General features: G+C 73.8%; 20 protein-coding genes. 13 read left to right on the top strand and 7 right to left on the bottom strand.

Annotated elements, in window-relative coordinates; all coding sequences use genetic code 11:
- Positions 1–90 precede the first annotated feature (90 nt).
- The 6 genes from ABZY13_RS18890 to ABZY13_RS18865 form a co-directional block, all read right to left on the bottom strand.
- Entirely contained in the window at positions 91–999 is a 909-nt protein-coding gene (locus tag ABZY13_RS18890; protein ID WP_356632054.1) for an aromatic prenyltransferase, read from the bottom strand.
- Positions 1,000–1,247: 248 nt separating this feature from the next.
- Positions 1,248–2,840 carry an MFS transporter gene (locus tag ABZY13_RS18885; RefSeq protein ID WP_356632052.1) on the bottom strand — a complete coding sequence of 531 codons (1,593 nt, stop codon included), beginning with the start codon at positions 2,838–2,840 and terminating at the stop codon, positions 1,248–1,250.
- 313 nt (positions 2,841–3,153) lie between these two features.
- Positions 3,154–4,290 carry an endo-1,4-beta-xylanase gene (locus ABZY13_RS18880; RefSeq protein WP_356632050.1) on the bottom strand — a complete coding sequence of 379 codons (1,137 nt, stop codon included), beginning with the start codon at positions 4,288–4,290 and terminating at the stop codon, positions 3,154–3,156.
- A 733-nt stretch (positions 4,291–5,023) separates the two neighbouring features.
- Entirely contained in the window at positions 5,024–6,241 is a 1,218-nt protein-coding gene (locus tag ABZY13_RS18875) for an FAD-dependent oxidoreductase (RefSeq protein ID WP_356632048.1), read from the bottom strand.
- Positions 6,238–7,656 (bottom strand): FAD-dependent oxidoreductase, encoded by a 1,419-nt coding sequence (locus ABZY13_RS18870; RefSeq protein WP_356632046.1) that lies wholly within the window; start codon positions 7,654–7,656, stop codon positions 6,238–6,240. The genes ABZY13_RS18875 and ABZY13_RS18870 overlap by 4 nt, the downstream gene beginning before the upstream one ends.
- On the bottom strand, positions 7,653–9,863 hold the full coding sequence (locus tag ABZY13_RS18865; RefSeq protein WP_356632044.1) for a molybdopterin oxidoreductase family protein: 2,211 nt from the start codon (positions 9,861–9,863) through the stop codon (positions 7,653–7,655). Before ABZY13_RS18865 ends, ABZY13_RS18870 begins: the two co-directional genes overlap by 4 nt.
- A 444-nt stretch (positions 9,864–10,307) precedes the next feature.
- Here ABZY13_RS18865 and ABZY13_RS18860 point away from each other — a divergent pair, with 444 nt between their 5' ends.
- The 3 genes from ABZY13_RS18860 (at position 10,308) to ABZY13_RS18850 (ending at position 13,759) form a co-directional block, all read left to right on the top strand.
- On the top strand, positions 10,308–10,481 hold the full coding sequence (locus tag ABZY13_RS18860; protein ID WP_356632042.1) for a hypothetical protein: 174 nt from the start codon (positions 10,308–10,310) through the stop codon (positions 10,479–10,481).
- Positions 10,482–10,643: 162 nt separating this feature from the next.
- Complete coding sequence (locus ABZY13_RS18855) at positions 10,644–10,811, top strand: hypothetical protein (RefSeq protein WP_356632040.1); 168 nt, start codon at positions 10,644–10,646, stop codon at positions 10,809–10,811.
- Positions 10,808–13,759 (top strand): SpoIIE family protein phosphatase, encoded by a 2,952-nt coding sequence (locus ABZY13_RS18850; RefSeq protein ID WP_356632038.1) that lies wholly within the window; start codon positions 10,808–10,810, stop codon positions 13,757–13,759. The genes ABZY13_RS18855 and ABZY13_RS18850 overlap by 4 nt, the downstream gene beginning before the upstream one ends.
- A 153-nt stretch (positions 13,760–13,912) precedes the next feature.
- On the opposite strand, the gene ABZY13_RS18845 is transcribed toward ABZY13_RS18850, so the two are convergent.
- A complete protein-coding gene (locus ABZY13_RS18845) occupies positions 13,913–15,385 on the bottom strand; it encodes an FAD-dependent monooxygenase (RefSeq protein ID WP_356632036.1) in 1,473 nt (490 codons plus the stop codon).
- A 951-nt stretch (positions 15,386–16,336) separates the two neighbouring features.
- Between ABZY13_RS18845 and ABZY13_RS18840 the strand changes: the two genes are divergently transcribed.
- The 10 genes from ABZY13_RS18840 to ABZY13_RS18795 all read left to right on the top strand — a co-directional run bounded on the left by ABZY13_RS18840 (position 16,337) and on the right by ABZY13_RS18795 (position 26,543).
- Positions 16,337–17,404: a type III polyketide synthase gene (locus ABZY13_RS18840; RefSeq protein ID WP_356632034.1), complete on the top strand. Its 1,068-nt coding sequence runs from the start codon at positions 16,337–16,339 to the stop codon at positions 17,402–17,404.
- 186 nt (positions 17,405–17,590) lie between these two features.
- Positions 17,591–18,586, top strand: a complete 996-nt coding sequence (locus ABZY13_RS18835) for a class I SAM-dependent methyltransferase (protein WP_356632032.1) — start codon at positions 17,591–17,593, stop codon at positions 18,584–18,586.
- A gap of 96 nt (positions 18,587–18,682) precedes the next feature.
- Positions 18,683–19,303: an NAD(P)H:quinone oxidoreductase gene (gene wrbA / locus ABZY13_RS18830; RefSeq protein ID WP_356632030.1), complete on the top strand. Its 621-nt coding sequence runs from the start codon at positions 18,683–18,685 to the stop codon at positions 19,301–19,303.
- Between the two features lie 169 nt (positions 19,304–19,472).
- Positions 19,473–19,847, top strand: a complete 375-nt coding sequence (locus ABZY13_RS18825; RefSeq protein WP_356632028.1) for a DoxX family protein — start codon at positions 19,473–19,475, stop codon at positions 19,845–19,847.
- 135 nt (positions 19,848–19,982) lie between these two features.
- Positions 19,983–20,966 carry a carbohydrate kinase family protein gene (locus ABZY13_RS18820; RefSeq protein ID WP_356632026.1) on the top strand — a complete coding sequence of 328 codons (984 nt, stop codon included), beginning with the start codon at positions 19,983–19,985 and terminating at the stop codon, positions 20,964–20,966.
- A gap of 41 nt (positions 20,967–21,007) precedes the next feature.
- The gene (metF, locus tag ABZY13_RS18815; RefSeq protein ID WP_356632024.1) at positions 21,008–21,991 is read left to right on the top strand and encodes a methylenetetrahydrofolate reductase [NAD(P)H]; all 984 of its coding nucleotides are present in this window, start codon (positions 21,008–21,010) and stop codon (positions 21,989–21,991) included.
- A gap of 61 nt (positions 21,992–22,052) precedes the next feature.
- Positions 22,053–23,063 carry a methyltransferase gene (locus ABZY13_RS18810; protein WP_356632022.1) on the top strand — a complete coding sequence of 337 codons (1,011 nt, stop codon included), beginning with the start codon at positions 22,053–22,055 and terminating at the stop codon, positions 23,061–23,063.
- Positions 23,064–23,293: 230 nt separating this feature from the next.
- Positions 23,294–24,223 carry an aromatic prenyltransferase gene (locus ABZY13_RS18805; RefSeq protein WP_356632020.1) on the top strand — a complete coding sequence of 310 codons (930 nt, stop codon included), beginning with the start codon at positions 23,294–23,296 and terminating at the stop codon, positions 24,221–24,223.
- Positions 24,224–24,257: 34 nt separating this feature from the next.
- Positions 24,258–24,719: a hypothetical protein gene (locus tag ABZY13_RS18800; RefSeq protein WP_356632018.1), complete on the top strand. Its 462-nt coding sequence runs from the start codon at positions 24,258–24,260 to the stop codon at positions 24,717–24,719.
- 297 nt (positions 24,720–25,016) lie between these two features.
- Positions 25,017–26,543 (top strand): DHA2 family efflux MFS transporter permease subunit, encoded by a 1,527-nt coding sequence (locus ABZY13_RS18795; RefSeq protein ID WP_356632016.1) that lies wholly within the window; start codon positions 25,017–25,019, stop codon positions 26,541–26,543.
- Positions 26,544–26,636 lie beyond the last annotated feature (93 nt).

Raw genomic sequence — 26,636 nt, 5'->3', positions numbered from 1 at the left:
CCCGCTCGGCGCCGAGCGAGAAAGGGCCCCTTCTTCTGTTTCAGGCAGGACCGGCCCGGGCCGCGGGTTGGGGGGACGCGGCCCGGCCCGTCATTTCTGCTCTTCGATGGCCTTCAGATGCAGAACGGAAGTCTGGTAGTAGGCGGCCAGGTCGAGGAATTCCTTCTCCTTCGACCACTTCGCGGCCGTGGCGTTGAGGAGGTCGCCGGCGTACTTGTGCGGCGTGACCCGCATGAACTGCTCGACGGCAGGCTCCAGCCGGGCGGGCAGCAGCGACAGGTCGATGGCGCGGCGCGGCTGCGGCGCGAAGGAGATCCGGAGAATCTCCTTCGCGTCCCAGCCGAGCGTCGCATAGACCCGGTACGCCTTTCCCGCGTACGCCAGCATCTTTTCGCTCGGCTCGCTCATCCCGGTTTCGCGGAGCATCTCCCGGACGGTGTCCGGGGTGAGGTTCCCGGCGAGCGGTTCGGCGAGCTGGAAGTACAGGTTGACGGTTTTGTTCCGGCAGTCGGCGCCCACCAGCGCCACGTCTTCCAGGCCGTAGCGGGCGAAGAACTCGGCGTTGCCGCCCACCGCGTCCGGCATGGAGGGCAGCGCCGCGAGCGCCGACACCTTCTGCAGGGCGTGCGGGAAGTTCACGTAGATCTTCTTGAAACCGCCGACGATCCCGCAGTCGATGTAGTGCTCGCCGGTCGGCGCCAGCGCCCCGATCTCCGCGAGCAGGGACCGCACGGGGCGGTCCGTCTCCGTGAAGAACCCGTGCGCCAGCGCGTGCGTGTAGGGGTCGGCGATCCCGGCGCCGATCTGCACGGAGTACTCGAACTCCGTGACCCGGCCGCCCGCCTGCAGGCTCAGGACGACTCCGCCGTCGTCCGAGAATCCGTCCGCGAACGCGGACAGGACCGGCCAGACCCTTTCGTGCGAAAAGGGGGCGCCGACCAGCATGGCCGAGTCTTTGATCGCCGAATATATTTCTTCCGCCACAATGCCCCTGGACATCGCCATCTCCAAGCAGTCGGCGCCGCTGATTCCTCTGCGTATTTTTCTTCGAAACTTTATCAGCGGCGGCTAGAGGATCACTCGAAATGAGCTATTCATAAAATCCGCGCACGGTCATCCGCCGGGTGTTTCCGAAAGAATCCGGAATTCGTGGCGGGGCAGGGGTGAATTGCGTGCCGGCCGGTCCCCGGAGAGGGGTCCGGCCGGCACGCCGCCCGGCTTATCGGGTTATCGGGTTTCTTGTGCGGTCACCGGGCGGCGACGGCCTCGGGGTCCTCCTGCGCCGTGTCCGGTGCGGGCTTGGCGGGAGTGTCCTTCGGGCCGCGCAGGACGATGTAGACGAGCAGCACGGCCATGACGGCGGCGCCCGCCCACATGGACTGCTGCCATCCGTCGATGTAGGACTGCTTCGCGGCGTCGGCCAGGGCCCGTGCGCCCGCGCCGTCCGCGACCTGCAGGGCGGTGGCGATGCCCTCCCGCGCGGGCTCCGCGGCCTCCGCGGGGACGCCGACGAGGTCGTCGTCGATGGCGCTGCGGTAGCCGGCCGTCAGGATCGCGCCGAGCATGGCGACGCCGAGCGCGGTGCCGAATTCGCGGGTGACGTCGTTGAGGGCGGAGGCGACGCCCTGCTTCTCGCGCGGCAGGGAGCGGGTGATGGCCTCGGTGGAGGGCACCATGGACAGGGCCATGCCCAGCCCCATGACGATGATGCCGGGCAGGATCGACAGGTAGCCGCCGTCGACGGAGACGAGCAGGGCCATGAGCGCCAGGCCGGCGCCGGTCAGCGCGATGCCCGCGCTCATGGTCGCGCGGGGGCCGATCCGCGCGGCCAGCCTCGGGGTCAGGCCGGAGGCCGTCATCATCGCGACGGCCATGGGCATCAGCGCCGCCGCGGACAGCAGGGCCGACCAGTCGACCACGGCCTGGAGGAAGGGGAAGAGGACCACGAAGATCCCGCCCTGGACACCGAAGACCACGAGCAGCGTGACCGAGCCGCCGGCCAGGCCGCGCTCACGGAACAGGCGCACGTCCAGCAGCGCGGCGTCCCGGCGGCGCAGCTCCCAGACCACGAAACAGGCCGTGGCGGCGAGGCCGACGGCGAGGCCCGCCACGGTCACCGAGGCGCTCCAGCCGCGGTCCGGTCCCTCCTGCAGGGCGTAGACGAGGGCGGCCACGGCGACGACGGACAGCAGCGCGCCGACGGTGTCGAAGGCGTGCCGGGAGCGCTCGTGGGAGTTGGGGACCGACTTCAGCGTCATCACCAGCGCCGTGACGATCAGCGCCACGGGCAGGGCGAACAGCCAGCGCCAGTCGGCGACGTCGACGAGCAGGGCGGACAGGAACATGCCCACGATGCCGCCGCCGCCGGCGACGCCGGTCCACACGCCGATCGCCTTCCCGCGCTGCTCCTCGGGGAAGGTGGAGGTGATGACGGCCAGGGTGATGGGCATGATGATCGCCGCGCCGACGCCGCCGGCCACCCGCGCGGCGATCATCACCTCGGCGTTCGGGGCCAGGCCCGCCACCACGCTCGCGGTGCCGAACAGGAGCAGACCGGCGATCAGCATGGGCTTGCGGCCCAGGCGGTCGCCGACCGCGCCGAGCGGCAGCAGCAGCGCGGCCAGGGTGAGGGTGTAGATGTTGATGATCCACAGGACCGTGTTCTGCGACGTGTCGAAGTCGACGGCCATGTGCGTCTGGGCGACGTTCAGCCCGGACATCGACGCCATGACGGCCATCAGCGCGATCGAGGTGGTGATCAGGATCGCGCGCAGCTGGCGCGCGTCCAGCGCGCCCCCGCCCCCGTCGGCGGGTGCCACCTGTTCAGGGTTCGTACTCATGGAGACCTCTCGGAGGAAGAGCAGGGCGCGCCCGGACGTCAGGCGGTGGAGCCGGGGGCCGTGCCGGCGGTGAGGCGCAGACGGCCGGGGGTGTCGTCCCCCCGGCCGGCCGGCGTCGGCCGACAGCTTCTGGAAGCCATAAGTAAATGATAGCAGCTCTCATTTTAGAGCCGTTGGGGTATGGGAGCGTCTCGCTCTTGTCCGGCTGGAGACGGGCCGCCCGGACACGCGAAAACGCCCCCGCACCGGCCTGGAGGACCGGTGCGGGGGCGGCGGACCCCGCCGGGCGGACGGGGCCCGGCGGGGGAGCGGCTCAGTTCTCGCGCGCCTCCTTCAGGGTGTCCCGCAGCGCCCAGAAGGCGGGCTTGCGGGTGTAGTCGCCGGTCATCACGTTCGCGAAGCCCTCGCCCTGGAAGAACACCGGCACCCACGAGTACTTGTCGGTGAAGCCCCAGATGGTGAAGGAGTTGCAGCCGTCCACGGCCAGGCACGCCTCGAGCGCCCGCTGGTAGTAGTCGGCCTGCTTCTGCTCCATCGCCTCCGTGGGCACGCCGCTCTCCGGCAGGTCCATGCGCACGTCCAGCTCCGTCACGGCCGTCTCCAGGCCCAGCGCGTCGAACCGCCGCAGGTTGCTCTCCAGGTCGCCCGGGAAGCCGTAACGGGTGCTCAGGTGGGCCTGCACGGAGAAACCGTGCACCGGCACGCCCTGCGCCAGCAGCTGCTTGGTCAGGGCGTAGTAGGCGTTGCTCTTGGCGTTGACGCTCTCGACGTTGTAGTCGTTGAAGAACAGCAGCGCCTCGGGGTCGGCCTCGTGGGCCCAGCGGAAGGCGTCGGCGACGATGCCCGGGCCCAGCTCGCGGATCCAGATGTTGTCCGTCGTACGCAGCCGGCCCTGGTCGTCGAAGATCTCGTTGGCGACGTCCCACTGCTGGATCCGGCCGGCGTAGCGGCCGACGACGGTGGTGATGTGGTCGCGCAGGATCGCCCGCAGCTCCTCTTTGGAGAAGCCGCCCTGCTCCAGCCACGCCGGGTTCTGGCTGTGCCACAGCAGCGTGTGGCCGCGCACCACCTGGCCGTGCTTCTCGGCGAACTCGACGATCGCGTCGGCCTGCCCGAACTCGTAACGGTCCTTCTCGGGGTGGACGAAGTCCCACTTCATCTGGTTCTCGGGGGAGACCGAGCTGAACTGGCGGGCCAGGACCTTGCGGTACTCCTTGTCCGAGGTGAACGGGTCCGGGTAGTCCTGCTCCAGGTGGTGGCCGCCGCCCGCCACGGCGGTGCCCACGACGAAGCCCTCGGGAGCGGCCTCGCGCAGCCGGTCGAACCGGGCCTCGGAGTGCGGCGCGGCCTGGCGGCCGTCCGCCGGGTCGGCCGTGGCCACACCCGTCACGAGCGGCAGGGACAGGGCGGCGGCGCTCACGGCCACGGTGGCGAAGCGAATGGGTCTCATGCGGGGAGTCTCATTCCGTCGTTCTTCGAATGTTTCGAAGTGGAGCCCGAAACATTTGGGAATGAGGGAAGCTAAAGGCCCGCCGAGCGCCAGGTCAATACCCGTGCACGCACGCCCTGCGCCCGCCGTCCGGCGCCCGCCGGGCGGTCGCGGCGGCCCGCGGCGGCACGGCCGGCATGACGGTCCGTCAGAAGACGTGTGGGGCTGACTGGTTGGCCGCTGCCGTGGTCCGGGCCGGCCGCTGCGGAGCGGGCCGCCCGCCGCACGGAAGGCCGGCGCCGGGATGACGGCCGGGGACCGGGCGCGGCGGCGGGCGGGCGCCCGGCCGGGGAGGCGCGCTTTCGGAAAGCCGCGGCGGACCGCCCGGGCCGGTCAGGCGCCGGTGCGGCGCAGGCCGGTGGGTTCGTCCGGGTTGATCCGCAGGCGCGGCGTGCGGATGAGGCCGCTTTCGACGTCGAAGGTCACCCCCGGCCGGGCTTCCGGCCGGCGCGCCGGTTTCTCACCGGCATCCCCCCGCGGCCCCGCCCGAGGGGCCGGCCGGCGGGCGCCGCCCCGCCCCGGCACGGGCGCGGCCGCACGTCGCCTTCTTGGCGACGCCGTAGGCGGAGCCCGCGACGGTGGTGGCCACATGGGCGCCGTGACCGTTGCCGTCCTGCGCGACGCTGTCCCCGTCGACGGGCGGCCCGGCGTCTGCCGGTCCCGCGGTGCCCGGGACCGGCAGACGCGGGGCGCGTCAGGCCCCGGCCGCCCGGGCGAGCAGTTCGTCGGGGGACGCGGTCAGCTCACGGCCGGTCAGGGCGCGCAGCGCCGGGTAGGCGCGGGTGTCCCCGGCGAGGACGCCGCCCAGGACGGTGCGCCCGTCCGCGGCCAGGACGACCTTGGCGTAGGCGCCGGCGCGCCGGTCCTCCCGCACGTACGCGATCGCGCCCTGCGTGCGGGCGTGCGCGTCGCCGAAGCCGGCCGCCGGTGCGCCGGCCAGCTTGAGTTCGGCGGCGTCGTCCGTGCCGTCGAACGCCTCGCCCGGTTCGCCGAGCAGCAGGCCGGCCACGGTGCGGGCCATCCGCAGGCCGGGGGCGGCCAGTCCGTGGCAGCGGCCCGCGACGGCCGCGCACTCGCCGATGGCCCAGATGTGCTCGTCGGCGGTGCGGCACCAGCGGTCCACCAGGAAGCCGCCGCGTTCGCCGCGGGCCAGCCCGAGCGGGGCGGCGAGTTCGTCGCGCGGGCGGATCCCGGCGGCGAAGACGACGAGCGCGGCCTCCAGCACGCTCCCGTCGGCCAGCTCCACCCCGCCGGCGCGGCCGCCGGGGCCGGCGGTGACCGCGCGCACGCCCGTGGAGCAGTGCACGGCCATCCCGAGCCGCTCCAGGGACCGGGCCAGCACCCGGCCGCCCGTCTCGTCGATCTGCTGCGGCATCGGCCACGGGGCGAGCTCGACGACATGGGGCCGCATGCCCAGCCGTTTCAGCCCGTCGGCCGCCTCCAGGCCGAGCAGTCCGCCGCCGACGACCACCGCCGCCCGGCCCGGGCAGGCGGCCCGGCGGATCGCCGCGACGTCCTCCACCGTCCGGTACACGAAGCAGCCGGGCAGGTCGTGGCCGGGCACCGGGGGCACGAACGGCCGCGATCCGGTGGCCAGCACCAGGGCGTCGTAGCCGATCTCGGTGCCGTCGTGGCAGGTGACCGTCCGCCTGCGCGGGTCGGCGCCGGTCACCCGGGCGCCCAGGCGCAGGCTCACCCGGTCCGCGCGCCCGGGGGCGGGCAGGGCCAGGTCGCCGGGCGCGGCGCCGGACAGCAGCGACGACAGCGCCACCCGGTCGTAGGCGGGCCGCGGCTCCTCGCCGAGCACCACGATGCGCCACCGCCCCTCGCGGTCGCGGGCGGTCATCTCCTCCACCAGCCGGTGGCCCGCCATGCCGTGCCCGGCCACCACCAGCGTGCGCGTCGCCGTCACCGCAGCTCCCCCTCCCGCTCGCCGGCGCCCGCGCCGGCGAGGTCCGTGCACAGCGTGCGCACCAGCGAGGCGCAGCTGCCGCAGCCCGTGGTCGCCCGGGTCGCCCGGGTGAGCGCCGCCTCGTCGCGGGCGCCCGCGTGCCAGGCGTCCTCCAGGGCCCTCCTGGTGACGCTGTTGCAGTGGCACACCACCGCGTCCGGCGGGAGCTGCCCGCCGCCCGCGTAGACGCCGTCGCCGCCGGCCAGCAGGGCGAACAGGTCGCCGGGCACGGGAGCGCCGCGCAGATGGAGCCCGCTGACCGCGGCCACCGCACGGGGCGAGCCGATGACGACTCCCTCACGGATCCGGTCCCCGTCCAGGACCAGGCGGGCGTAACGGCCGCGCGCCGGGTCGGCCAGGGCCACGGTCCGCTCCCCGTCCCCCGGCGGCCGGGTCCCGTGCGCCGGCAGGACGACCAGGTCCTTGCCCGGGGTGCGCGGCCGCAGCACCCGCCGCCCGGGCGTGTACGGCCCGCCGCGGCCGGTGAGGAGCAGGGCGAGCGCCTCGGCCTGCTCCCACGCGCCGAGCACCGTGCGGCCGAAGGCGCCCGCGGGTGCCGCGCAGTCGCCGATCGCGTGGATGTGCGGGTCGCCGGTGCGCAGCAGCCCGTCGACGACCACCCCGGCCGCCGGCCCGTCCTCGACCTGGAGACCGCAGGCCCGGGCCAGCCCCGTCTCGGGCACCGTGCCCGTGCACAGCAGCACCGCGCCCGCCGCCAGCACCTGGCCGTCGTCGAGGACCACCTTGCCCGGCCGGTACTCCTCGGCCCGCCGCCCCAGGCGCAGGTCGACGCCCTGCCCGGCCGCCCACCCGGCCAGGACCGCGGAGGCCTCCGCGTCCAGGTAGCGGTCCATCAGGCGGCCGGCGGGGTGGACCAGCACGGTCTCGTGCCCGGCCCGGCGCAGCGCCAGCGCCGTCTCCACGCCGCGCACCGAGCCGCCCAGGACGACGGCGGGCCCGGGCGGCAGCGGGCGGCAGTCGGCCAGGGTGCGCACCGTGCGCACCCCGTCGGCCGGCCGCCCGCACGGCCGGAGCAGGCCCCGCACCCGCGGCAGCCTCGGCCGGGCCCCGGTGGCCAGCACCAGCACCCCGTAGGGCAGCTCGCGGCCGTCGCCGGTGCGCACCGTGCGCGCGGCCCGGTCGACGGCCCTCACCTCCACCCCGGTCAGCCGGCGCACCCGGTCCGGCAGCGCGGGCAGCGCGGTCCGGCCGGCCTCGAGCGTGCCGTCCAGGACGGAGCCGAGCAGGGCCCGGTTGTAGGCGGGCCCCGGCTCGGCCCCGATCACGGTGACGGGGCCGGGGTGGCCGTGGTGGACCAGACGGGCGGCCAGCCGGTGCCCGGCCGGGCCGCCGCCCACGATGACGACGCCGCTCACGGACGCTCACCCGCCGGGGCCACGCGCACCGCGCTCACCTTGAACTCCGGCATCCGGCTGCGCGGGTCGAGCGCGTCGGACGTGAACAGGTTGGCGCGGCCGGCGCCCGGGAAGTGGAACGGCACGAACACCGTGTCGGCCCGCACCGCGCCGGTCACCCGCACCCGCGCCCGCGCCGTGCCGGACACGGAGGACACCTCCGCCAGGTCCCCGTCGGCCAGACCGAAGCGGCGGGCGGTGTCCGGGTGCATCTCCACCACCGCCTCCGGCGCCGCCCCGGCCAGCTCCGCCACCCGCCGGGTCTGCGCGCCCGACTGGTAGTGGGCCAGCACCCGCCCGGTCGTCGCGTACAGCGGGAAGTCGCCGCCGGGCTCGCTCGCCGGCGGCCGGTGTTCCACGGCCGTGAACCGGGCGCGCCCGTCGGGGTGCGCGAACCGGTCCAGGAACGCCCGCGGCGTGCCGGGATGGCCCTCTTCCGGGCAGGGCCAGTGCAGCGCCTCGCCGGCGTCCAGCCGGTCGTAGCTGATGCCGCTGTAGTCCGCGATGCCGCCCGCCGTGGCGCGGCGCAGCTCCTCGAAGACCTCCCGAGGGCGGGTGGGGAAGCGGTGCGCGGGCTGCCCCAGGCGCACGGCGAGCGCCCCCAGCACCTCCAGGTCGCTGCGCACGCCCGGCGGCGGGGCCAGATGGGCGCGCCGGCGCAGCACCCTGCCCTCCAGGCTGGTCATCGTGCCCTCCTCCTCGGCCCACTGCGTCACCGGCAGCACCACGTCGGCCAGCGCGGCCGTCTCCGAGGGCACGAAGTCGGCCACCACCAGCAGGTCCAGCGCGCCCAGGCGTTCGGTCACGTGCCCGGCCCGCGGCGCGGAGACCACCGGGTTGGACCCGAACACCAGCAGGGCCCGCGGCCCGCCGTCCGTGCCCAGGGCGTCCAGCAGCTCGTAGGCGCTGCGGCCCGGCCCGGGCAGCGCGCCGGCGTCCACGCCCCACACCCCGGCCAGGTGCGCGCGGGCGGCCGGGTCGGTCAGCGAGCGGTAGCCGGGCAGCTGGTCGGTCTTCTGGCCCATCTCGCGCCCGCCCTGCCCGTTGCCCTGCCCGGTCAGGGTGCCGTAGCCGCTGCCCGCGCGGCCGGGCAGGCCCAGCGCGAGGGCGAGGTTGATGAACGCCGAGGCCGTGTCGGTGCCCTTGCTGTGCTGCTCCACGCCGCGCCCGGTCAGCACGTAGGCCCTGCGGGTCGCCCCCAGCATCCGCACCGCCGTGCGCAGGTCCTCGGCGGGCACCCCGGTGACCTCCTCCACCCGCTCCGGCCACCAGGCCGCGCACGGCTCCCAGGCCGCGTCGAAGCCGCTGGTGCGCTGCTCGACGTACTCCTTGTCCAGCAGGCCCTCGGCGACGGCCAGGTGCAGCAGGCCCAGCGCCAGGGCCAGGTCGGTGCCGGGCACGGGCTGCAGGTGCAGCGCGGCCAGCTCGGCGGTGCGGGTGCGGCGCGGGTCGACGACGATCAGGTCCGCCCGCTCCAGGTGGCGCATCAGCGGCGGCATCGTCTCGGCCGGGTTGGCCCCGGCCAGCAGCACCACCTCCGCCCCGTCCAGGTCCGAGACCGGGAACGGCAGCCCGCGGTCCAGGCCGAAGGCATGCCCGGCCGCCGCGGCCGCCGACGCCATGCAGAACCGGCCGTTGTAGTCGATCTGGCTGGTGCCCAGGGCGACCCGCGCGAACTTGCCCAGCGTGTAGGCCTTCTCGTTGGTCAGCCCGCCGCCGCCGAACACCGCGACCGCGTCGGCGCCGTGCCGGGCGCGGATGTGCGCCAGCCGCCCGGCCACCAGGTCCAGCGCCTCGTCCCAGCCGGCCGGCGCGAGTTCACCGTCCGCGCCGCGCACCAGCGGCGTCACCAGCCGGTCGGCCACGCCGAGCACGGCGGGCGCCGTCCACCCCTTCTGGCACAGCCCGCCCCGGTTGACGGGGAAGTCCGCCACCGGCTCCACGGACGTCTGCCCCCGCCCGCCCGACAGGACGGTGGCGCACTGCAGGGCGCAGTACGGGCAGTGGGTCGCGCTGCGCGACGGCGCGGCCGTGCCCCCGGCCGCCGCGTCCCCGGCCGCAGGGTGTCCGACGGCCGTGTGCCCGGCCGCCGCCTGCCCGCCCACCGTGTGCTCGGCGGCCGTGTCCCCGCCGGTCGCGTGCCCGGCGGCCGTCTGCTCAGCGGACACGGTGACGCACCTGCCCCGGCGCCGGTATGGAACGGTACGGACGGTCCGCGGGCCCGCCGACGGGCCGGACGGCCTGCTTCCGTCCTTTTTCGTCACCGGGGTTCGCGTGCGCGGTCAGCCGCCCGCAGGCGACTCGTTGGCTGATCATCTTCTCCTCGGTTCCCTCCGGGTCGTGCCCCCCGCGGCCCGGCCCGCCAGGCGGCGGCCGCTCCGGTGCGAGCGGGGCGGATCGTACAGCCCGCCAGGTCACGCTACGGCACCGGGCTCGGGCCCGACTCGCCTGCCAGTAGGGCCAGTTGAGCCCGCCCGCACCGCCGCACCGCCCCCGCCCGCACCGCGGCCCCCCAACCCGCCCGCGCCGGCGGGGCCGGGCGCGGCGCCGCCGACGCCCGGGAAGCGATCACCGGCGGCGCACCGGCGGCGGCCCGCCTAGGATGCACAGTCATGTTCCAGGAGACCCCGATCTACACCCGTCTCGTCGCCGAGCGCGGCGACGTCCCCGCCCGTGTCCGGGGCGAGGCCGACCGCATACACCGCGACCTGGCCCGGGTGATGCGCTCCGCGCCGGCTCCCGGCGTCCCCCACGGCGGGCACCTCCCCAGAACCCCGGGCGGCTGACGGCGGGCCCCGGCCGCACGGCCCCGGGAAACCGTCCGCCGGAGCCCGGAGCCCGGAGCCCGGAGCCCGGAGCCCGGAGCCCGGAGCCCGGAGCCCGGAGCCCGGGCCGCGGGCCGCGGGGCGGGCGTGCCGTGTCCGCCCGCGCGCTTACGATGGAACCGTATGACGGCACTGTGGACGCATCTGCCGGACGCGGGGTGCACGGGCTGCACGGGACCCGGCACGCCGTGCCCCTCACCGGCCGGTCGTCAGCGCCTCCTCGTCACCCAGGTCGCCGACGCCGCCGGTGTCGCCGACATCACCGACCATTCGTCCAGGACGGGCCCATGACCGATCCGTGGAGCGGTGCCCGCAGGATTGCCCGGGCCCACGAACTCTTCCTGCACCACGGCCGCGAACCGACCGATGAGGAGGTCAGGGAGGCGATCCTGGCCTCCTGGCGGCGCTCGCGGTCCCTCGGCGTCAGCCAGCAGCAGCTGGTCGTGCCCCTGGAACCGGACCTCGACACGGACACCCGTCTGGTACGGGCCTGCACCCCGGCCCTGGACGAGCTGAACGACCGCCTCGCGGGCGTCCCGGTCGCCATCCTCGTCACCGACGCCCAGGGCACCATCGTGGCCCGCCGCGGAGACGCCGCCCAGCTGTCCCTGATGGACGACGCCTCCCTGGTCCTGGGGGCCAGCTGCGCCGAGCGGCACATCGGCACCAACAGCATCAGCATGGCGCTGAGCACCCGCGCCCCGTTCGTCGTGGTCGGGCAGGAGCACTTCTTCCACAGCTTCCAGGTCCTGGTCTGCATGGCGGCCCCGGTGCACGACCCCATCAGCGGCGGCGTCGAGGCCGTGCTGAACCTCTCCATCCCCCGTGACGCCGCCCACCCCAGGATGGCCGTCCTGCTCGAGGACGCCGTCCGCCGGGCCGAGCACCGCCTGCTCGAACTGAGCACGGCCCGCGAGCGCGCGCTGGCCGGGCAGTTCCTGGCCACCGACCGGCCCGCGCACACCGTGCTGGACACCCGCCCCGGCGCTGCGGCCGCCTCACCGGAACCGCTGCGCACGCTCAGGGGCGAGGACCGCGCCGCCCTCCTGCACAAGGCCACCGAGATGATCTCCTCGGAAGGCGCCGCCCTCGTGGAGGTGCCGCTGCACGGCGGCGGCACGGCACTGCTGCGCCGCCGCTCCGTGCACCACGGGGAGGCCTACGGCGTCGCCATCGAGGTCAGCCTCAGCCCCGGCCCACCGCACCACCGGACCCACCACCCGCTCCCCGGCCGCGCCGCCCCGGCCCCCGTGCCCCCCATACCCCCCGCGCAGCCCCCCGCCGCCGGACCCCCCGCGCAGCCCCCCGCCGCGGGACCCCCCGCGCAGCCCCCCGCCGCCGCCCGCCCGGCGCCCCCGTCCCTCGCCCCCGCCGCGCCCGGTGGCCCCGCCGGCCAGGACGACCACCGGCTGCTGCTGGTGGGGGAGCCCGGCGTCGGCAAGCTCGCCGTCGCCGCCCGGCAGCGGCTGTCACTGCTCAACGAGACCGGCGCCCGCCTCGTCGAAACCCTGGACGTCCGCCGCATCACCGAGGTGTTCGCCGCCACGCTCGCGCCGCGCCTGGCCGATCTGGTCACCGTCGACCTGGCCGACGGAGTCGTCCGGGGCGCCGAACCGCCCCCCGGCCCCCTGCCGCCGTCCGCCCTCCTGCTGCGCACCGCGGCCCACGCCGGCGCCGTCCCCGCCGCGGGCGCCGCCCCTGCCGCGGGTGCCGCAGGCAGCCGCTTCGGAACGGGCCAGACCTTCGCCTACCCCCCGCACACCCCGCAGGCCCGCTGCCTCGCCCGCGCCCGCACCGTCCTGGAACCGGTCCTGGGCGAGGCCGCCGACGCCGCCCCGGACGACGCGCCGGCCGCCGCCGCCCGCCACCTCGGCCCCGGCGAGCACTGGCTGCTGGCCGTCCCGCTGCGCTACGGCGACCGCGTCCTGGGCATCGCGACCTTCTACCGCGCCGGAAGGGACCGCCCCTTCGAGCAGGACGACATCTCCCTCGCCGAGGAACTGACCGCACGGGCGGCGACCTGCGTGGACAACGGCTGCCGCTACACCCGCGAACGCCTGGCCAGTCTCACCCTCCAGCGCAGCCTCCTGCCCGGCGACATCACCCCCTCCCTCGCCGTGGAGGTCGCCTCCCGCTACCTGCCCGCCGACGACCGCACCGGCGTCGGCGGCGACTGGTTCGACGTGATCCCCCTCTCCAGCGCCCGGGTGGCCCTGGTCGTGGGCGACGTCGTCGGACACGGCCTGCACGCCGCCGCGACCATGGGCCGCCTCCGCACGGCCGTGCGCACCCTCGCCGACCTCGACCTCCCGCCCGAAGAGGTCCTCGCCCGCCTCGACGACCTGGTCAGCCGCCTCGCCCCCGACAGCGAGGCCGAGGACCCGGCCAGCGGCGCCACCTGCCTGTACGCCGTCTACGACCCGGTCTCCCGGCAGTGCACCGCCGCCCGCGCCGGCCACCCGCCGCCCGTCCTGACCACCCCCGACGGCGCCACCCGCCTCCTGGACCTGCCCGCCGGCCCCCCGCTGGGCCTGGGCCGCTTCGTCCCCTACGCCTCCGCCACCACGGACATCCCCCCGGGCAGCGTCCTGGCCCTGTACACCGACGGCCTGGTCACCTCCCGCGGACAGGCACGCCCCGGCGACCGCCTCGACGACCTGCTGACCGCGCTCGCCCGCCGCGAGCCCTCCCTGGAACGCGCCTGCGACGACATCACCGCCGCCCTCGCCCCCGACGGCCCGCACGACGACATCGCCCTCCTGCTGGCCCGCACCCGCGTCCTGGCCCCCGACCGGGTGGCCCAGTGGGAACTGCCCCCCGAACCCTCCTCCGTCCGCGAGGCCCGCGCCCTCGTCGACCGCCGCCTCACCCGGTGGGGCCTGGACCACCTCGCCCACGGCACCGCCCTCATCGTCAGCGAACTGGTCACCAACGCCGTCCGCTACGGCGGCTCCGGCCCCGTCCAGCTGCGCCTGCTGCGCGGCGAGTCCCTGGTGTGCGAGGTCACCGACCACAGCAACTCCTCCCCGCGCATACGGCGTGCCGGGGCCTCCGAGGAAGGCGGCCGCGGTCTGTTCCTCGTCGCCCGCTACTCCCACGCCTGGGGCGCCCGCTACCGCACCCGGGGCAAGACGGTCTGGGCCGAACAGCCCCTGCGGGAGTCCCTGCCGCTGTCCCTGGACCCCGGCGCCGAGGAAGACCTTCTGCTCAGCCTCTACGACGACCCCTACGACCGCTGACGGGAACGCGGAAGGGCCGGCACCGCACGGGCGCCGGCCCTTCCGCGTTCCCGTCAGCGCCGGCCCCGAGGCCCTCGGCGAAAGCCCGGGGACCCGCCGTCGCCGTCGGCACGGCGCCCCGCACCCGCGCGCGGCGGCGGACGGCTGGTCGTCTCAAGCGGGGTCGGGGTCGCCGAACCAGCGGCGCAGCGCCTCGTCGAGCCCGGGTCCACCGTCGCCCGCCCAGGCGATGTACCCGTCGGGGCGGACCAGGAGCGCGGCGACCTCGTCGAAGGGGGAGGACAGCGTGCCGGCGACGGTGGTGACCCGTCCCTTCCAGCCGGTCGCAGCCTCCCGCACCCCGGGCGCGCCGGCCAGGTCGAGCAGGACGCCCTGCGCCTGGTGCAGCAGTTCGGGGGTGCGGACCGGCCCGTCCGGGGTCTCCAGCGTGCGCGGCGGCAGCCGGCGGCCGGCCAGCGGATGGGCGTCGGGACCGACGTCGTAGCGGATGTCGAGGTGGCTGACCGCACCCGCCAGATGCCGTCTGACCTCCTCCAGGTCGATCAGTTCCGCGTACAGGTCGCGCAGCGCCTGGGAGTCGTCGCCGCCGAAGATGGTCATGCCCTGGGCGCGGGTGTTGGACAGCAGCCGGGCGCCCACGGGGTGGCGTTCGTCGTGGTAGGTGTCCAGCAGGTTCTCGGGCGCCCACCCCCCGACGGTGGCGGCGAGCTTCCAGCCCAGGTTGACCGCGTCCTGGATGCCGGTGCTCATGCCCTGGCCGCCCGCGGGCAGGTGGATGTGCGCGGCGTCGCCGGCGAGCAGCACACGGCCCTTGCGGTACTGGGCGGCCTGGCGGGTGGAGTCGGTGAAGGAGCTGACCCACAGGGCCTCCCCGCCCGAGATGTCCTCGCCGGTCACCCGCTGCCACGCCGCGGCGACTTCGGCGAACCCGGTGCTGCCGTCCCCGTCCTCGGGCGAGGTGCCGTACTCCGAGAGGATGATGCGGGCCACGCCGCCGGGCATCGGGAAGACCTGCACCAGGCCGCCCGGCAGCCGCTCGCCGAGGGGGCGCAGCCGCACCCCGCTGCCCGCCACGTCGGCGAGATGGATGAGCTGGGTCCCGGAGGTGCCGGGGAAGTCGATTCCCGCGGCCTTGCGCACCGCGCTGTGCCCGCCGTCGGCGCCCACCAGGAACAGCCCGCGCAGCCGCTCCCGTCCGCCGCCGGGGGCGGCCACGGTGACCGTGACGCCCTCCTCGTCCTCCTCCAGAGCGAGGAACCTGTGGCCTCTGCGGATGTCGGCGCCCTGTTCGAGCGCCCAGGCCTCCAGGATCGACTCCGTCTGCGACTGCGGGATCCCGCGGGCCCCGAAGTGCGCGTCCTCCAGGACGGTGTAGTCGAACGGGACCCCGCCGAAGTGGCCCATCGGGCTGGTCTCCAGGTCGCCGAAGCGCGGGACGAGCCCGCGCTGGTCCAGCGTCTCCAGGGTGCGGGCGGTGAATCCCAGGGCGCGGGACTGGCCGGTCGGCTGCGCCAGTTCCTCGGCGACGATGACGCTCGCCCCTCCGAGGCGCAGTTCGCCGGCCAGCATCAGTCCGGTGGGGCCCCCTCCGACGACGATGACGTCCGCACTCGATGTCCTGTCCATGTGGGTTTGTCCTCACTGTACGGCAGGGCGGTCATGCTTCTTCTTGTCGTTCTGCGGGATGCGTTGCCCGGGCGGCGGTGCGGCGAGGGCCGGCACGGCGTGGAACAGCAGGCGGGGGCAACGCGGCGCACCGCGCCCTGAACAGGCTGTCTCTTTGTGCCCGTAGTGGACCATTGCGGGCTCAACCCGACCTCGTGTCCGCCTGGAAGGGCGCTGAAAGGCCCTGGTGAAGGGGGAGTCGGACCGCCGGCGGGCGGGCGCCCTCCGGGCCGTGGGCCTCCCGGCCTCCCGGCCTCCCGGCCGCCCCACGGCGGACCCCGCCCGGCCGCGGGCGGCGGCGGCCACCGCGAGGCGCCGTCCGCCTGCCGTCGGGGCTGCCGCCCCGGAGCCGCCGACGCGACCGGGCTGCGGCGCCCCTTCCCGCGCGCGACGGCCCGGAGCGTTCTCGCGGCCCGCCCCGGCATCGCCCCGCAGACAAGGCCCGGCCGGCGTCCGCCGGAGGGGCGTCATCCGGTCAATGTGATCCACGTCACTTTCTGCCGACCTTGGTTCGGGAGACGCGCGCGTGTCACTATTCCCGCACGTCTCCCCTGCCTGGAACCTTCTAACGGCAGTGGTTCGAGGTCGTGACCGCCGGTTCGTCCGGGCGGAATCAGGCCATTTGAAGCACTCGACCCCCCCTCCGCCGTGCCCGCAGCCCGGGCGGGCGAGGCCCCGGATCGCGCAGGACCCGCCTCCCCGCGCACCGTGCTGCTCGGCAAGCCGCCGCGTCCCCTTCGCCGGAAGGCGTCCCCGGGCGCCGGCGTCCGGCTCCGAGGAAGAGTCCGCAGCCGAACGACGCCGCCGCACCGGCCGACGCCACCGGGCTCACCGCCTGGTCCGCCGGGAAACGGCGGACCAGGCGGCCTGCCACCAGCTCGACGTCTCCTCTCGCAGAAGTGGATTCCAGATATGCCGAGGCTGTGCAAACCGGCGATGAGCGCGCCGGAACATGTCATCACCGTGGAAGAGACTCTGGAGTTCGCCGAACGGGTGCACGCCGGGAAACCGCAGCTCCCGTTGGCGCTTCGCCTGATCCGTAACACGGGTGTGCGCAAGCGGCACATCGTCCAGCCCATCGAGAAGACGCTCACCCACCCGGGGCTGACCGAACGCAACCGCATCTACGAGCTGGAGTCGAAGAAGCGGGTCCCCGCGGTCGTCGAACAGGCGCTGGCCAACGCCGAGGTGACGGCCCGTGACATCGACGCGATCATCTACGTGTCGTGCACCGGGTTCTTGATGCCGTCGCTGACGGCCTGGCTGATCAACAGGATGGGTTTCCGTTCGGACACCCGGCAGATCCCGATCGCGCAGCTGGGCTGTGCGGCGGGCGGCGCGGCGGTGAACCGGGCGCACGACTTCTGCGCCGCGCATCCGGGCAGCAACGTGCTGATCGTCTCGTGCGAGTTGTGCTCGCTGTGCTACCAGCCCGACGCGGACGACGTGGGTTCGCTGCTGTCGGACGGGCTGTTCGGCGACGCGGTCGCGGCGGCGGTGGTGCGCGGGACCGGGGGAGTGGGGATCGAGCTGGAGCGCAACGCCTCCTACCTCATACCGGGCACGGAGGAGTGGATCTCCTACGACGTGCGCGACACCGGCTTCCACTTCCAGCTGGACCGCCGGGTGCCGGGCACGATGGAGCCGCTCGCGCCGGTGCTGCGGGAGTTCGCCAAGGACCACAGCTGGGACGCGGGCAGGCTCGACTTCTACATCGTCCACGCCGGCGGGCCGCGCATCCTCGACGACCTCGCCAAGTTCCTCGAGGTCGACCGCACCATGTTCCGGCACAGCTGGGCCACGCTGAACGAGTACGGCAACATCGCCAGCGCCGTCGTCCTCGAGGCGGCCCGCCGCCTGTTCGAGGAGGACGCCCCCGCTCCGGGCGCCACCGGCCTGATCGCCGGCTTCGGACCGGGCATCACCGCCGAGATGGCGCTCGGCACCTGGGCCGCCGACGTTCCGCAGCCCGTCGCCTGAGCGCACCCGGCGCCCGTCCCGGAGACCGGGCGGACCCGTCTGCGTCCCGGCGGACCCCTTCCGCCGCGACCGCGCCATCCCCTTGCACGCCGAACCCGGCGAGAACCGGGGCGAACACGTGGTGAACGCCCTGCGCACCGCGGTTCGCACCCACTTCGCCTCGACCCGGTCCCTAGGAGGGACAGCATGATCAAGCACCAGCCGCGCCCGGACAACATCATGCGGCTGATCAACGGCTACTGGGCCACCGGGATCCTCGCCGCCGCAGCCTGCCACGAGATCTTCACCCACCTGGAGAACGGCGCGGGCACGGCCTCCGAGCTGGCCGCCCGCGCCCAGATCTCCGAGCGGGGCGCGCAGGCCCTTCTCGACGGACTCGTCAGCGTGGGCCTGGTCGAGCTGCGCCGGAGCCGGTACCACAACACCGCCGAGGCGTCCGCCTACCTGGTCGAGGGCAGACCCGCCTCCCTCGCCAGCTTCGCCCGGCTCAAGCTGACGCACATGGCCAGCGTGAGAGACCTGGCCGAGGTGGTCCGCGCCGGGGGACCGGTGACCGACCCCGTGGTGGAGGTCGCCAACAACCCTCACTGGGAGGGGATCGTCACGGCCATCGCCGCCCAGTCCGTTCCCGCCGCGACGCTCGCCGCCGAGCTGCTCGGCCTCGCCGGGGCCGGCGAGATCTCCATCCTCGACGTGGGCGGAGGGTCGGGCATCTACTCGGCCACCTGGCTGGAGGCCAACCCGGCTGCCCGCTCCACCCAGATCGACTGGGAGCCGATCAACGCGGTCGCCCGCCGGCTGCTGGCCGAGCGCGGGGTCGCCGACCGCTTCACCTGCGTCAACGGCGACTTCCACACCACCGACTTCGGCGCCGCGCAGTACGACGTCGCCGTGTACTCCCACATCGCCCACCAGGAAGGGCCGGAGAGCAACATCGAGATCTTCGGCAGGCTTCGCCGGGCCCTCAAGCCCGGCGGCACCCTGGTCGTCAACGACTACGTCGTCGACGACGACCGCAGCGGCCCCGCCTTCCCGCTGATCTTCGCCTCCGAAATGCTGCTGAAGAGCAAGAGCGGCAGCACCTGGCGGCGCAGCGACTACCACGAGTGGCTGACCAAGGCCGGGTTCGAGGAGATCCTCTTCCACTCCGCGCCGCCCGGCACCCTGGTCCTCGCCCGGTAGCGGCACATAAGATCCGGGCCGCCCAACTTCCTTTCACCGCAAGGCAGTTATCGACTCCGGCACGGTCGGACGAACAGCTAGCAAAGGAAATCGACCATGGCATCCGTGAACGTATCGATCATCTACTACAGCTCCACCGGCAACGTGCACGCGCTGGCACAGGCCGCGGCCGAGGGCGCCGAGAAGGCCGGCGCGACCGTGCGCCTGCGCAAGGTCCGCGAGCTGGCGCCGCCGGAGGCCGTCAACGCCAACCCGGCATGGGCCCGGCACATGGAGGCCACCGCCGACGTCGCCGAGGCCACCCTGGAGGACCTCAGCTGGGCGGACGCGCTGCTGTTCGGCACCCCCAGCCGTTTCGGCAACGTGGCCAGCCAGCTCAAGGCGTTCATCGACACCGCCGGCGGCCTGTGGCACCAGGGCGGTCTCGCCGACAAGGTCGTCTCGGCGTTCACCGCCAGCGGCACCGCCCACGGCGGCCAGGAGTCCACCATCCTGGCGCTGAGCAACACCTTCTACCACTGGGGCGGCATCATCGTGCCCCCCGGTTACACCGACCCGGTCCAGTACCAGACGGGCAACCCCTACGGCGCCTCGCACGTCACGGGCGTCGGCCCCGCCGCTTCCGGCCCCGACGAGGCCGTCCTGCAGTCGGCCCGGCACCAGGCCCGGCGCGTCGTGGACATCGCCACCGCCCTCAAGGCCGGCCGCTCCGCCTGACGCCGCCACCGCGGGCGGGCGCCCCGCCCTTCGCCGGGCCGGGCGCCCGCCTCGCCACCGCCGCCTGCGCGCCCGCGCGTTCCTCCGCCGTGCGCCGCAGGCGGCGTCCTTTTCTCTGCCCGCGGGAAGCAGGGCCGCCGCGGGGTCCGGGCCCTGGAGGGGAACTCTCATGAACATCACGTTGTGGATCGTCGCCTCGGTGCTGGGCGCGGCCTTCCTGGCCGGCGGCGCCATGAAGCTGGCCCAGCCCAAGGAGAAACTGGCCGCCTCCGGCTGGGACTGGGTCGAGGACTACGACGGCAGCGTCGTCAGGGCCATCGGCGCCCTGGAAGTACTGGCCGGCGTCGGGCTCATCCTGCCCGCCGCCCTCGACGTCGCGCCGGTCCTGACGCCGCTGGCCGCCGCGGGCCTGGCCGTGCTGATGGCGCTGGCGGCCCTCACCCACGCCCGCCGCAAGGAAGGGCAGGGGGCCGCGGTGACCGTGGTCCTGCTCGCCGCCGCCGTCTTCGTGGCGTGGGGCCGCTTCGGACCGCACTCCTTCTGAAACACGCCCCGCCCGCGTCCCCCGCTCCGGCCTCCCGCCCGAGCGAGGCGGCCGCACGACGCCCCCGGGCCTGCCGGGCGCACCCGGCCCAGCACCGGCAGGTTCCTCCCGTCCCGGAGTCCAAGGAGCACTTCTGTGCGTATCGCCGTGACCGGATCGATAGCGACCGACCATCTGATGGTGTTCCCCGGACGTTTCGCCGAGCAGCTGATCGAGGGTCAGCTGGAGCGGGTCTCCCTGTCGTTCCTCGCCGACCGGCTCAAGGTGCACCGCGGCGGCGTCGCCGCCAACATCGCCTTCGGCCTCGGACGGCTGGGCCTGGACCCGCTCCTGGTGGGCGCGGCGGGCATGGACTTCCCCGAGTACGACGCCTGGCTGCGGGCCAACGGCGTCGACACCCGCGCGGTGCGGGTCAGCGAGACCCTGCACACCGCCCGCTTCGTGTGCACCACCGACCAGGACCAGAACCAGATCGCCACCTTCTACGCCGGCGCCATGGCCGAGGCCTCCCGCATCGACCTGGCCGAAACCGCCGCACGCTGCGGCCCGCTCGCCCTCGTCCTGGTCGGCGCCGACGACCCCGCCGCCATGCTGCGGCACACCGCCGCCGCCCACCGCCTGGGCGTCCCCGTGGCCGCCGACCCCTCCCAGCAACTGGCCCGCATCGACCGCGACCAGGCCCGCCGACTGGTCGACGGGGCCACCTGGCTGTTCACCAACGCATACGAGTCCGCGCTGCTGCGCGAACGCACCGGCTGGAGCGAGGACGACCTCCTCGCCCGGGTCGGCACCTGGATCACCACGCTGGGCGCCGACGGAGTGTCACTGGCCCGCGCCGGCGAGCCCCGGCTGCTCGTGCCGGCCGTCCCCGCGGACCCGATCGCCGACCCCACGGGCGCGGGCGACGCCTTCCGGGCCGGCTTCCTCGCCGGCGTGCTGTGGCAGTGGCCGCACGAGCAAGCCGCCCGGCTCGGCTGCGCGCTGGCCGCCACCGTGCTGGAGTCGGTCGGCACCCAGGAGTACAAGCTGCTCGCCGCCGACCTGACCGCGCGCATCGGCCGCGCCTACGGCGACGACACCGCCCGCGCCGTCGAACCCCGACTGGCAGGCGCGCTGTGAACGGCCACGCACGCCACGCGCCTGAACGCCCGGGGCCGCCCGTGACGACGTTCTCCTTCGAGTTCTTCCCCCCGAAGACGGCCAGGGGAGAGCAGACGCTGTGGCGAGCGATCCGGCGGATCGAACCGCTCGGGCCGGACTTCGTCTCCGTCACCTACGGCGCCGGCGGCTCCTCGCGGGACCGGACGGTGGCGGTCACCCGCCGCATCGCCGCCGAGACCACCCTGCGCCCCGTCGCCCACCTGACCGCGGTCGGCCACTCGGTGGCCGAGCTGCGCCACATCATCGGCCAGTACGCGGACGCGGGCATCCGCGACGTCCTGGTGCTGCGCGGCGATCCGCCGGGCGACCCCAAGGGGGCCTGGACGCCGCACCCGCAGGGCCTGCGGTACGCGTACGAGCTGGTCGAACTGGTCCGCTCGCTGGGCGACTTCAGGATCGGGGTGGCCGCGTTCCCCGAGAAGCACCCGCGCTCGGCCGACTGGGAGTCCGACATCCAGCATTTCGTCGCCAAGTGCCGGGCAGGCGCCGACTACGCGATCACGCAGATGTTCTTCCGCGTGGAGGACTACCTGCGGCTGCGTGAACGGGTCGCGGCCGCCGGCTGCGACGTTCCGATCATCCCGGAGATCATGCCGGCCACCGACCACCGGCAGATCGCCCGCTTCGCCGAACTCTCCGACGCGGCCTTCCCCCCGGCCCTCGCCGCGCGCCTGCACGCGGCCCGGGACAGCCCGGCGGACGGCCACCGCATCGGCGTCGAGTACGCGACCGCCATGGCCGAGCGTCTCCTCGCCGAGGGCGCCCCCGGTCTGCACTACATCACCCTCAACAAGTCCACGGCGGCCCTGGACATCCACCGCAACGTCCTGGGGCCGCCGCCGAGCACGGCAACCGCCCCCGTCCGCCCCGCCCCGCCCGGCGTGAAGCCGGGCCCGCCCCGCCCCGGGCAGGCCGCGCGCCTCGGCGTCGGGACGAGGGCCCCTTCAAGCCGGACCACTACCGCTCCCGAGAAAGGCCGGTGACATGACGCCAGAAGCCACGCTGGCTCGGTTTCGCGAATACATGGTGGGACCCTCCCGCTTCATGACCCTGCTGTCCTGCTTCGAGCTGGGCCTCGTCGACGCGCTGCGGGACCGGCCCGGACTGACGGCGGACGAACTGGGCGAGGTGGCCGGCGCCAAGCCGGCCGCCGTGGAACAGCTCCTGCTGCTGATGGTCAAGGAAGGCTTCGTCGCCCACGACGAGGCCTCCGGCACCTACACCCTCGACGCGCTCGCGGGCGTCGCCGAGAAGGACCTCGAGCAGGCGCTCGCCGATCTGGACATGATCAAGGCGGTCACGCTGAGGCAGCTGTTCTACCTCACCGAGAGCGTGCGCAGCGGCACGACCGTCGGCCTCAAGGAGCTGTACGGGTACGACGGCGACCTGTACGGCGCACTGGCCCAACTGCCGGAACTGCGCGAGCCCTGGGCGAAACTGATGAACACGGTCACCGCCCACGTCGACCCCTGGTTCTTCTCCCACATCGACATCCCGGCCGGCTCCCGCGTGCTCGACCTCGCCGGGAACACCGGCCTCGGCGCCGTCAACACCCTGAGACTGAAGAACTCCCCGGGGCTGCGGGTGACCACCTTCGACCTGCCCGAGAAGGAGGAGGAGTGCCTGCAGAACTTCCGGGCCCACGGCGTCGAGGAACAGTGCTCGTTCATCGGCGGTGACGTCTTCGAAGAAGTCCCCAGGGGATTCGACGTCGTACTCGTCAAGCACTTCCTGCCCATGTTCGACAAAAGCGACGTCCTCCGGATTCTCGAAGGCGTCCACAAGTCACTGGAAGTCGGCGGACAGGTCCACGTCCTGGTGCCGGTGTTCCCGGAGAATCTGAAGGACACCGAAAACTACACCGTCGACTTCTACCCCAGCTTTTTCATCGGCTGCACCATGGGGCAGGGCGGGCCGCAGAAACTGTCGACCTGGCAGAGCTGGCTCGAGGAATGCGGATTCACGGTCACCAAGGCCGTCACCGACGACCCGGCCAATCTGCCGCCGCACGCCCTCACCGTGGAAGCCCTGCTGTCCGCGACGAAGACCGCCTGACGGGCCGGTCCCGGACCTGCGTGATCACCCGCCTGCGGCGGGCGCGAACACGTCGAGCCGATATCAAGCCGAGGTCGAGCGGATATCGAGCAGAGCACCTGATCAAGCGACGGGCGAATGATACGGTCACGGAAATGGACCCCGTCCAGGCCCGAGCCCGGTAAACACCTTATGTCTTCCGTCGCTTCATTTCCTGTTCCCTCGGGAACGCGGTTGAACCTGGAGGATGAATGTCGGGAACGAAGAACGCAGAAGCCGTCTATTCGGCCATCGAGGAAGCGGCCGGGCTGCTGGACATCCCCTGCTCGCGGGAGAAGGTCCTCTCGGTCCTGTCCGCCTTCGGCGACGGGGTGTCGGAGGAATCCGTGATCGTCCTCGCCATGGCCGGCGGCGAGCGCCACGGAGGGGACATCGACTACAACTTCACGGTGCCGACCGAGGTGGGCGACCCGTACGAGATCGCCGTGGCGAACGGCTGGATCGAGGCGACGGACCACCCGGTCGCACGGCTGCTCCCGGAGATCGTGGAGGCCTGCCCCGTCACCTTCTACGGGGTCGAGAGCGGCGTCGTCGGCGGCTTCAAGAAGACCTACATCTTCTTCCCGCTGGACAACCTGGGGAAGCTGTCGACGCTCGCGTCGCTTCCGTCCATGCCGCCCAGCGTCGCCGAGCACGCCCGCACCTTCGCCGGCCTGGGCATGGGCGACCGGATCTCGATCATCGGCATCGACTACATACGCCACACGGTCAACGTGTACTTCATGGCGGGATCCCTCGAGGAGAAGGCCGTCCTGTCGCTGCTCCAGGACACGAAGCTGCCGGCCCCCGATCCGCAGTTCCTGGAGTTCGTGCAGAACTCCTTCTCGATCTACCCCACCTTCGGCTGGGAGTCCCCGGACGTCCGCCGGATCTGCTTCTCCTCGGTGAGCCCGGACGACACCGCGTACCCCACCACCCTCCACGAGGAAATCGCCCGGTTCGCACGCAACGCCCCCTACGAGTACGGCGGCGCACGGGTCCTCGTCTACGGCGCCACGATCTCGCGCACCGAGGAGTACCACAAGCTCGGGGTCTACTTCCGCAGGCCGCCCGCCTTCTGGGACAACCTGCCGCTGGCCGCCACGTTCGAGAAGCTCGCCGCCGCCCACCGCGGCGCATAGCAGCAGCACCGACGACCGACCAACAGGAGGAGAAATGTCGGAAACCATCGGGGCCGACGAGCGCGCCGCCCTGGACTCGCTGGGAGGCGTTCTCGGCGAGGCCGGCGCGGAGGCGCTCAACGGGCCGCGCGACCAACTGGCCGAGAGCCTGCTGCGCGCGGCCTTCGAACTGTGGGAAAACCCCCAGGTGCGGCCCAAGCTCCTGGGCATCCTGCACGCCGCGGTCAACAGCGAGGAAGGCGCGGAGCAGATGCGCCAGTTCCTCGCCAACCAGCTCTTCGCGCAGGCGGGCAAGGCGCTCGGCATCGCCGGCATGGACATCTACCAGGCGGCGGAGACCATCAAGGTCCCGGCGATCCACATCAACGCGGCGGCAGGACAGGTCTGGGGCGTCGTCCTGCTGCGCTACATCGTGAAGCTGGAGCCGATCGCGTCGGCGTCGAGCGAGGAGCTGATCCAGCTGCTCACCCCGACGATCCGGCGCTACCTGGGCTGACCGCCGGTCAGGCGGCGTTCGCCCACCGGCAGGTCACGGCCGGCTCCCGTCCCGTGACCCTGCCGGAGTCCCCCTCCGAGACGGCCCTGCGGCCCCGGAGACGGCACAGCGAACGCCGAGGCAGGCGCGCTGTGTCACATCTGTGGAGATCGTTTCGTCGTACTGCTGAGACACACCATCCCGCGTACCGGCGGGACGGGCGACCGGCCGGCGCCCCCCTGCATCGCGGGGGGCCGGCCGGTCGCCCGGGCCGGCGGAATGCCCGGCCACGGACCATTTCGGAGGAACGAGTTAGGTATGAGTAGCGCAGACAAGGAAACGCGGGGCGGGAGCGTCCTCGCCGACGCCGACCCGAAGCGGTGGACGGCGCTGGCCGTTCTGACGGCGATGCAGTTCATGCTCATGATGGACGTCACCGTCGTGAACATCGCCCTCCCCGAGATGGAATCGGACCTGGACTTCTCCCCCGGAGGTCTCGCGTGGGTGGTCAACGCCTACGTGCTGACCGCGGGCGGTTTCCTGCTGCTGGGCGGACGGCTCGCCGACATGTACGGCCGCCGCAAGATCTTCATCGCCGGTGTGCTGGTCTTCGGCATCTCCTCGGTCGTGTGCGGCGCCGCGGCCAACTCCGGGATGCTGGTCGGCGGCCGCTTCGTCCAGGGCTTCGGTGAGGCGCTGGCCGGCCCGGCGGCACTGGGCCTGATCCCGGTGCTGTTCCGCGACGCCAAGGAGCGCGCCAAGGCGCTGGGCATCTGGGGCGGCATGGCCGCGGTGGGCAGCGCGGTCGGCTCGGTCGTCGGCGGAGCGCTGACCGACCTGGTGGACTGGCGCTGGATCTTCTTCATCAACATCCCCGTCGCCGTGTTCGCGCTGATCATGGTTCCCCGGGTCATCCCGGAGAGCCGCATGACCCGCTCGAACGGCCAGGGAGTCGACGCGGTCGGCGCCATCGCCGCCACCGGCGGTCTGGTCGCGATCGTCTACGGCCTCCTGCAGGCCGCCGACGACCCGTGGGGCTCCGCGGACGTGCTGGTCCCGCTCTTCGGCGGCATCGCCCTGCTGATCTTCATGGCCGTGTGGGAGTCCCGCGTCCCCGCCCCGATGATCCCGCTGCGGTTCTTCACCAACCGCACCCGGGTCACCTCCAACGGCGTCAGCGTGCTCGCGCTCGCGTCCTTCTACACGTACGCCTTCCTGCTGACCCTCTACCTGCAGCAGGTGCTGGGCTACTCGCCGATGAAGACGGGTCTGACCTACATCCCGTTCACCGTCGCCATCGGCGTCGGGATGGGCGTGTCGACAGCGCTGATGCCGCGCCTGGGCGTCAAGCCGATCCTGATGCTGTCCTTCCTCGGCAGCGCCGGCGGCCTGCTCCTGGCCGCGGGCGGCCTCGCCACCGACGCGTCCTTCCTCACCGGGATCATGCCGGGCCTGCTCGTGTACGGCTTCTTCAACGCCGTCGGCTTCCCCGCCCTGACCAACGGCGCGCTGCACGAGGTCACCGGCCAGGACGCAGGTCTGGCCTCCGGCGTGCAGACCGCCATGCAACAGGTCGGCGGATCGCTCGGCCTGGCCACCATGGTTCCCCTGGCCCTGCGCTACGTCGAGGACCACATCGCCGACGGCGACCTCCCGCAGATCGCGCAGACCGAGGGATACGCACTGGCGCTGCGCACCGCGGCCGGCGTCCTCGTCGTCGCGACCGTGCTCGTCCTGCTGCTGATGGACAAGGTGGACTCCAAGCCGCGCGACGCGGTCGCCGAGGCCACCAGCGGGGCCGCCGCCGCGGAAGAAGAGGGCGCCCGCACCCCCGCCGCGTCCTGACCGCACGCCGCGCTCCCGCCGCCCCCGGGCCATCCCCCGGGGGCGGTGCCGTGTCGCCGGCCGCGCCGGCCGCGTGAGCACCCGGGGGGGACC

Source organism: Streptomyces sp. NPDC006610 (assembly GCF_040611575.1).
Classification (GTDB): domain Bacteria; phylum Actinomycetota; class Actinomycetes; order Streptomycetales; family Streptomycetaceae; genus Streptomyces.
The sequence above is the reverse complement of the archived record's forward strand: the minus strand, read 5'-3'. Positions and strand labels throughout refer to the sequence as shown.

Coding starts and splice junctions, on each gene's coding strand:
- ABZY13_RS18890 (WP_356632054.1), bottom strand. CDS start 999: ATGTCCAGGGGCATTGTGGCGGAAGAAATATATTCGGCGATCAAAGAC.
- ABZY13_RS18885 (WP_356632052.1), bottom strand. CDS start 2,840: ATGAGTACGAACCCTGAACAGGTGGCACCCGCCGACGGGGGCGGGGGC.
- ABZY13_RS18880 (WP_356632050.1), bottom strand. CDS start 4,290: ATGAGACCCATTCGCTTCGCCACCGTGGCCGTGAGCGCCGCCGCCCTG.
- ABZY13_RS18860 (WP_356632042.1), top strand. CDS start 10,308: ATGTTCCAGGAGACCCCGATCTACACCCGTCTCGTCGCCGAGCGCGGC.
- ABZY13_RS18855 (WP_356632040.1), top strand. CDS start 10,644: ATGACGGCACTGTGGACGCATCTGCCGGACGCGGGGTGCACGGGCTGC.
- ABZY13_RS18850 (WP_356632038.1), top strand. CDS start 10,808: ATGACCGATCCGTGGAGCGGTGCCCGCAGGATTGCCCGGGCCCACGAA.
- ABZY13_RS18845 (WP_356632036.1), bottom strand. CDS start 15,385: ATGGACAGGACATCGAGTGCGGACGTCATCGTCGTCGGAGGGGGCCCC.
- ABZY13_RS18840 (WP_356632034.1), top strand. CDS start 16,337: ATGCCGAGGCTGTGCAAACCGGCGATGAGCGCGCCGGAACATGTCATC.
- ABZY13_RS18835 (WP_356632032.1), top strand. CDS start 17,591: ATGATCAAGCACCAGCCGCGCCCGGACAACATCATGCGGCTGATCAAC.
- wrbA (WP_356632030.1), top strand. CDS start 18,683: ATGGCATCCGTGAACGTATCGATCATCTACTACAGCTCCACCGGCAAC.
- ABZY13_RS18825 (WP_356632028.1), top strand. CDS start 19,473: ATGAACATCACGTTGTGGATCGTCGCCTCGGTGCTGGGCGCGGCCTTC.
- ABZY13_RS18810 (WP_356632022.1), top strand. CDS start 22,053: ATGACCCTGCTGTCCTGCTTCGAGCTGGGCCTCGTCGACGCGCTGCGG.
- ABZY13_RS18805 (WP_356632020.1), top strand. CDS start 23,294: ATGTCGGGAACGAAGAACGCAGAAGCCGTCTATTCGGCCATCGAGGAA.
- ABZY13_RS18800 (WP_356632018.1), top strand. CDS start 24,258: ATGTCGGAAACCATCGGGGCCGACGAGCGCGCCGCCCTGGACTCGCTG.
- ABZY13_RS18795 (WP_356632016.1), top strand. CDS start 25,017: ATGAGTAGCGCAGACAAGGAAACGCGGGGCGGGAGCGTCCTCGCCGAC.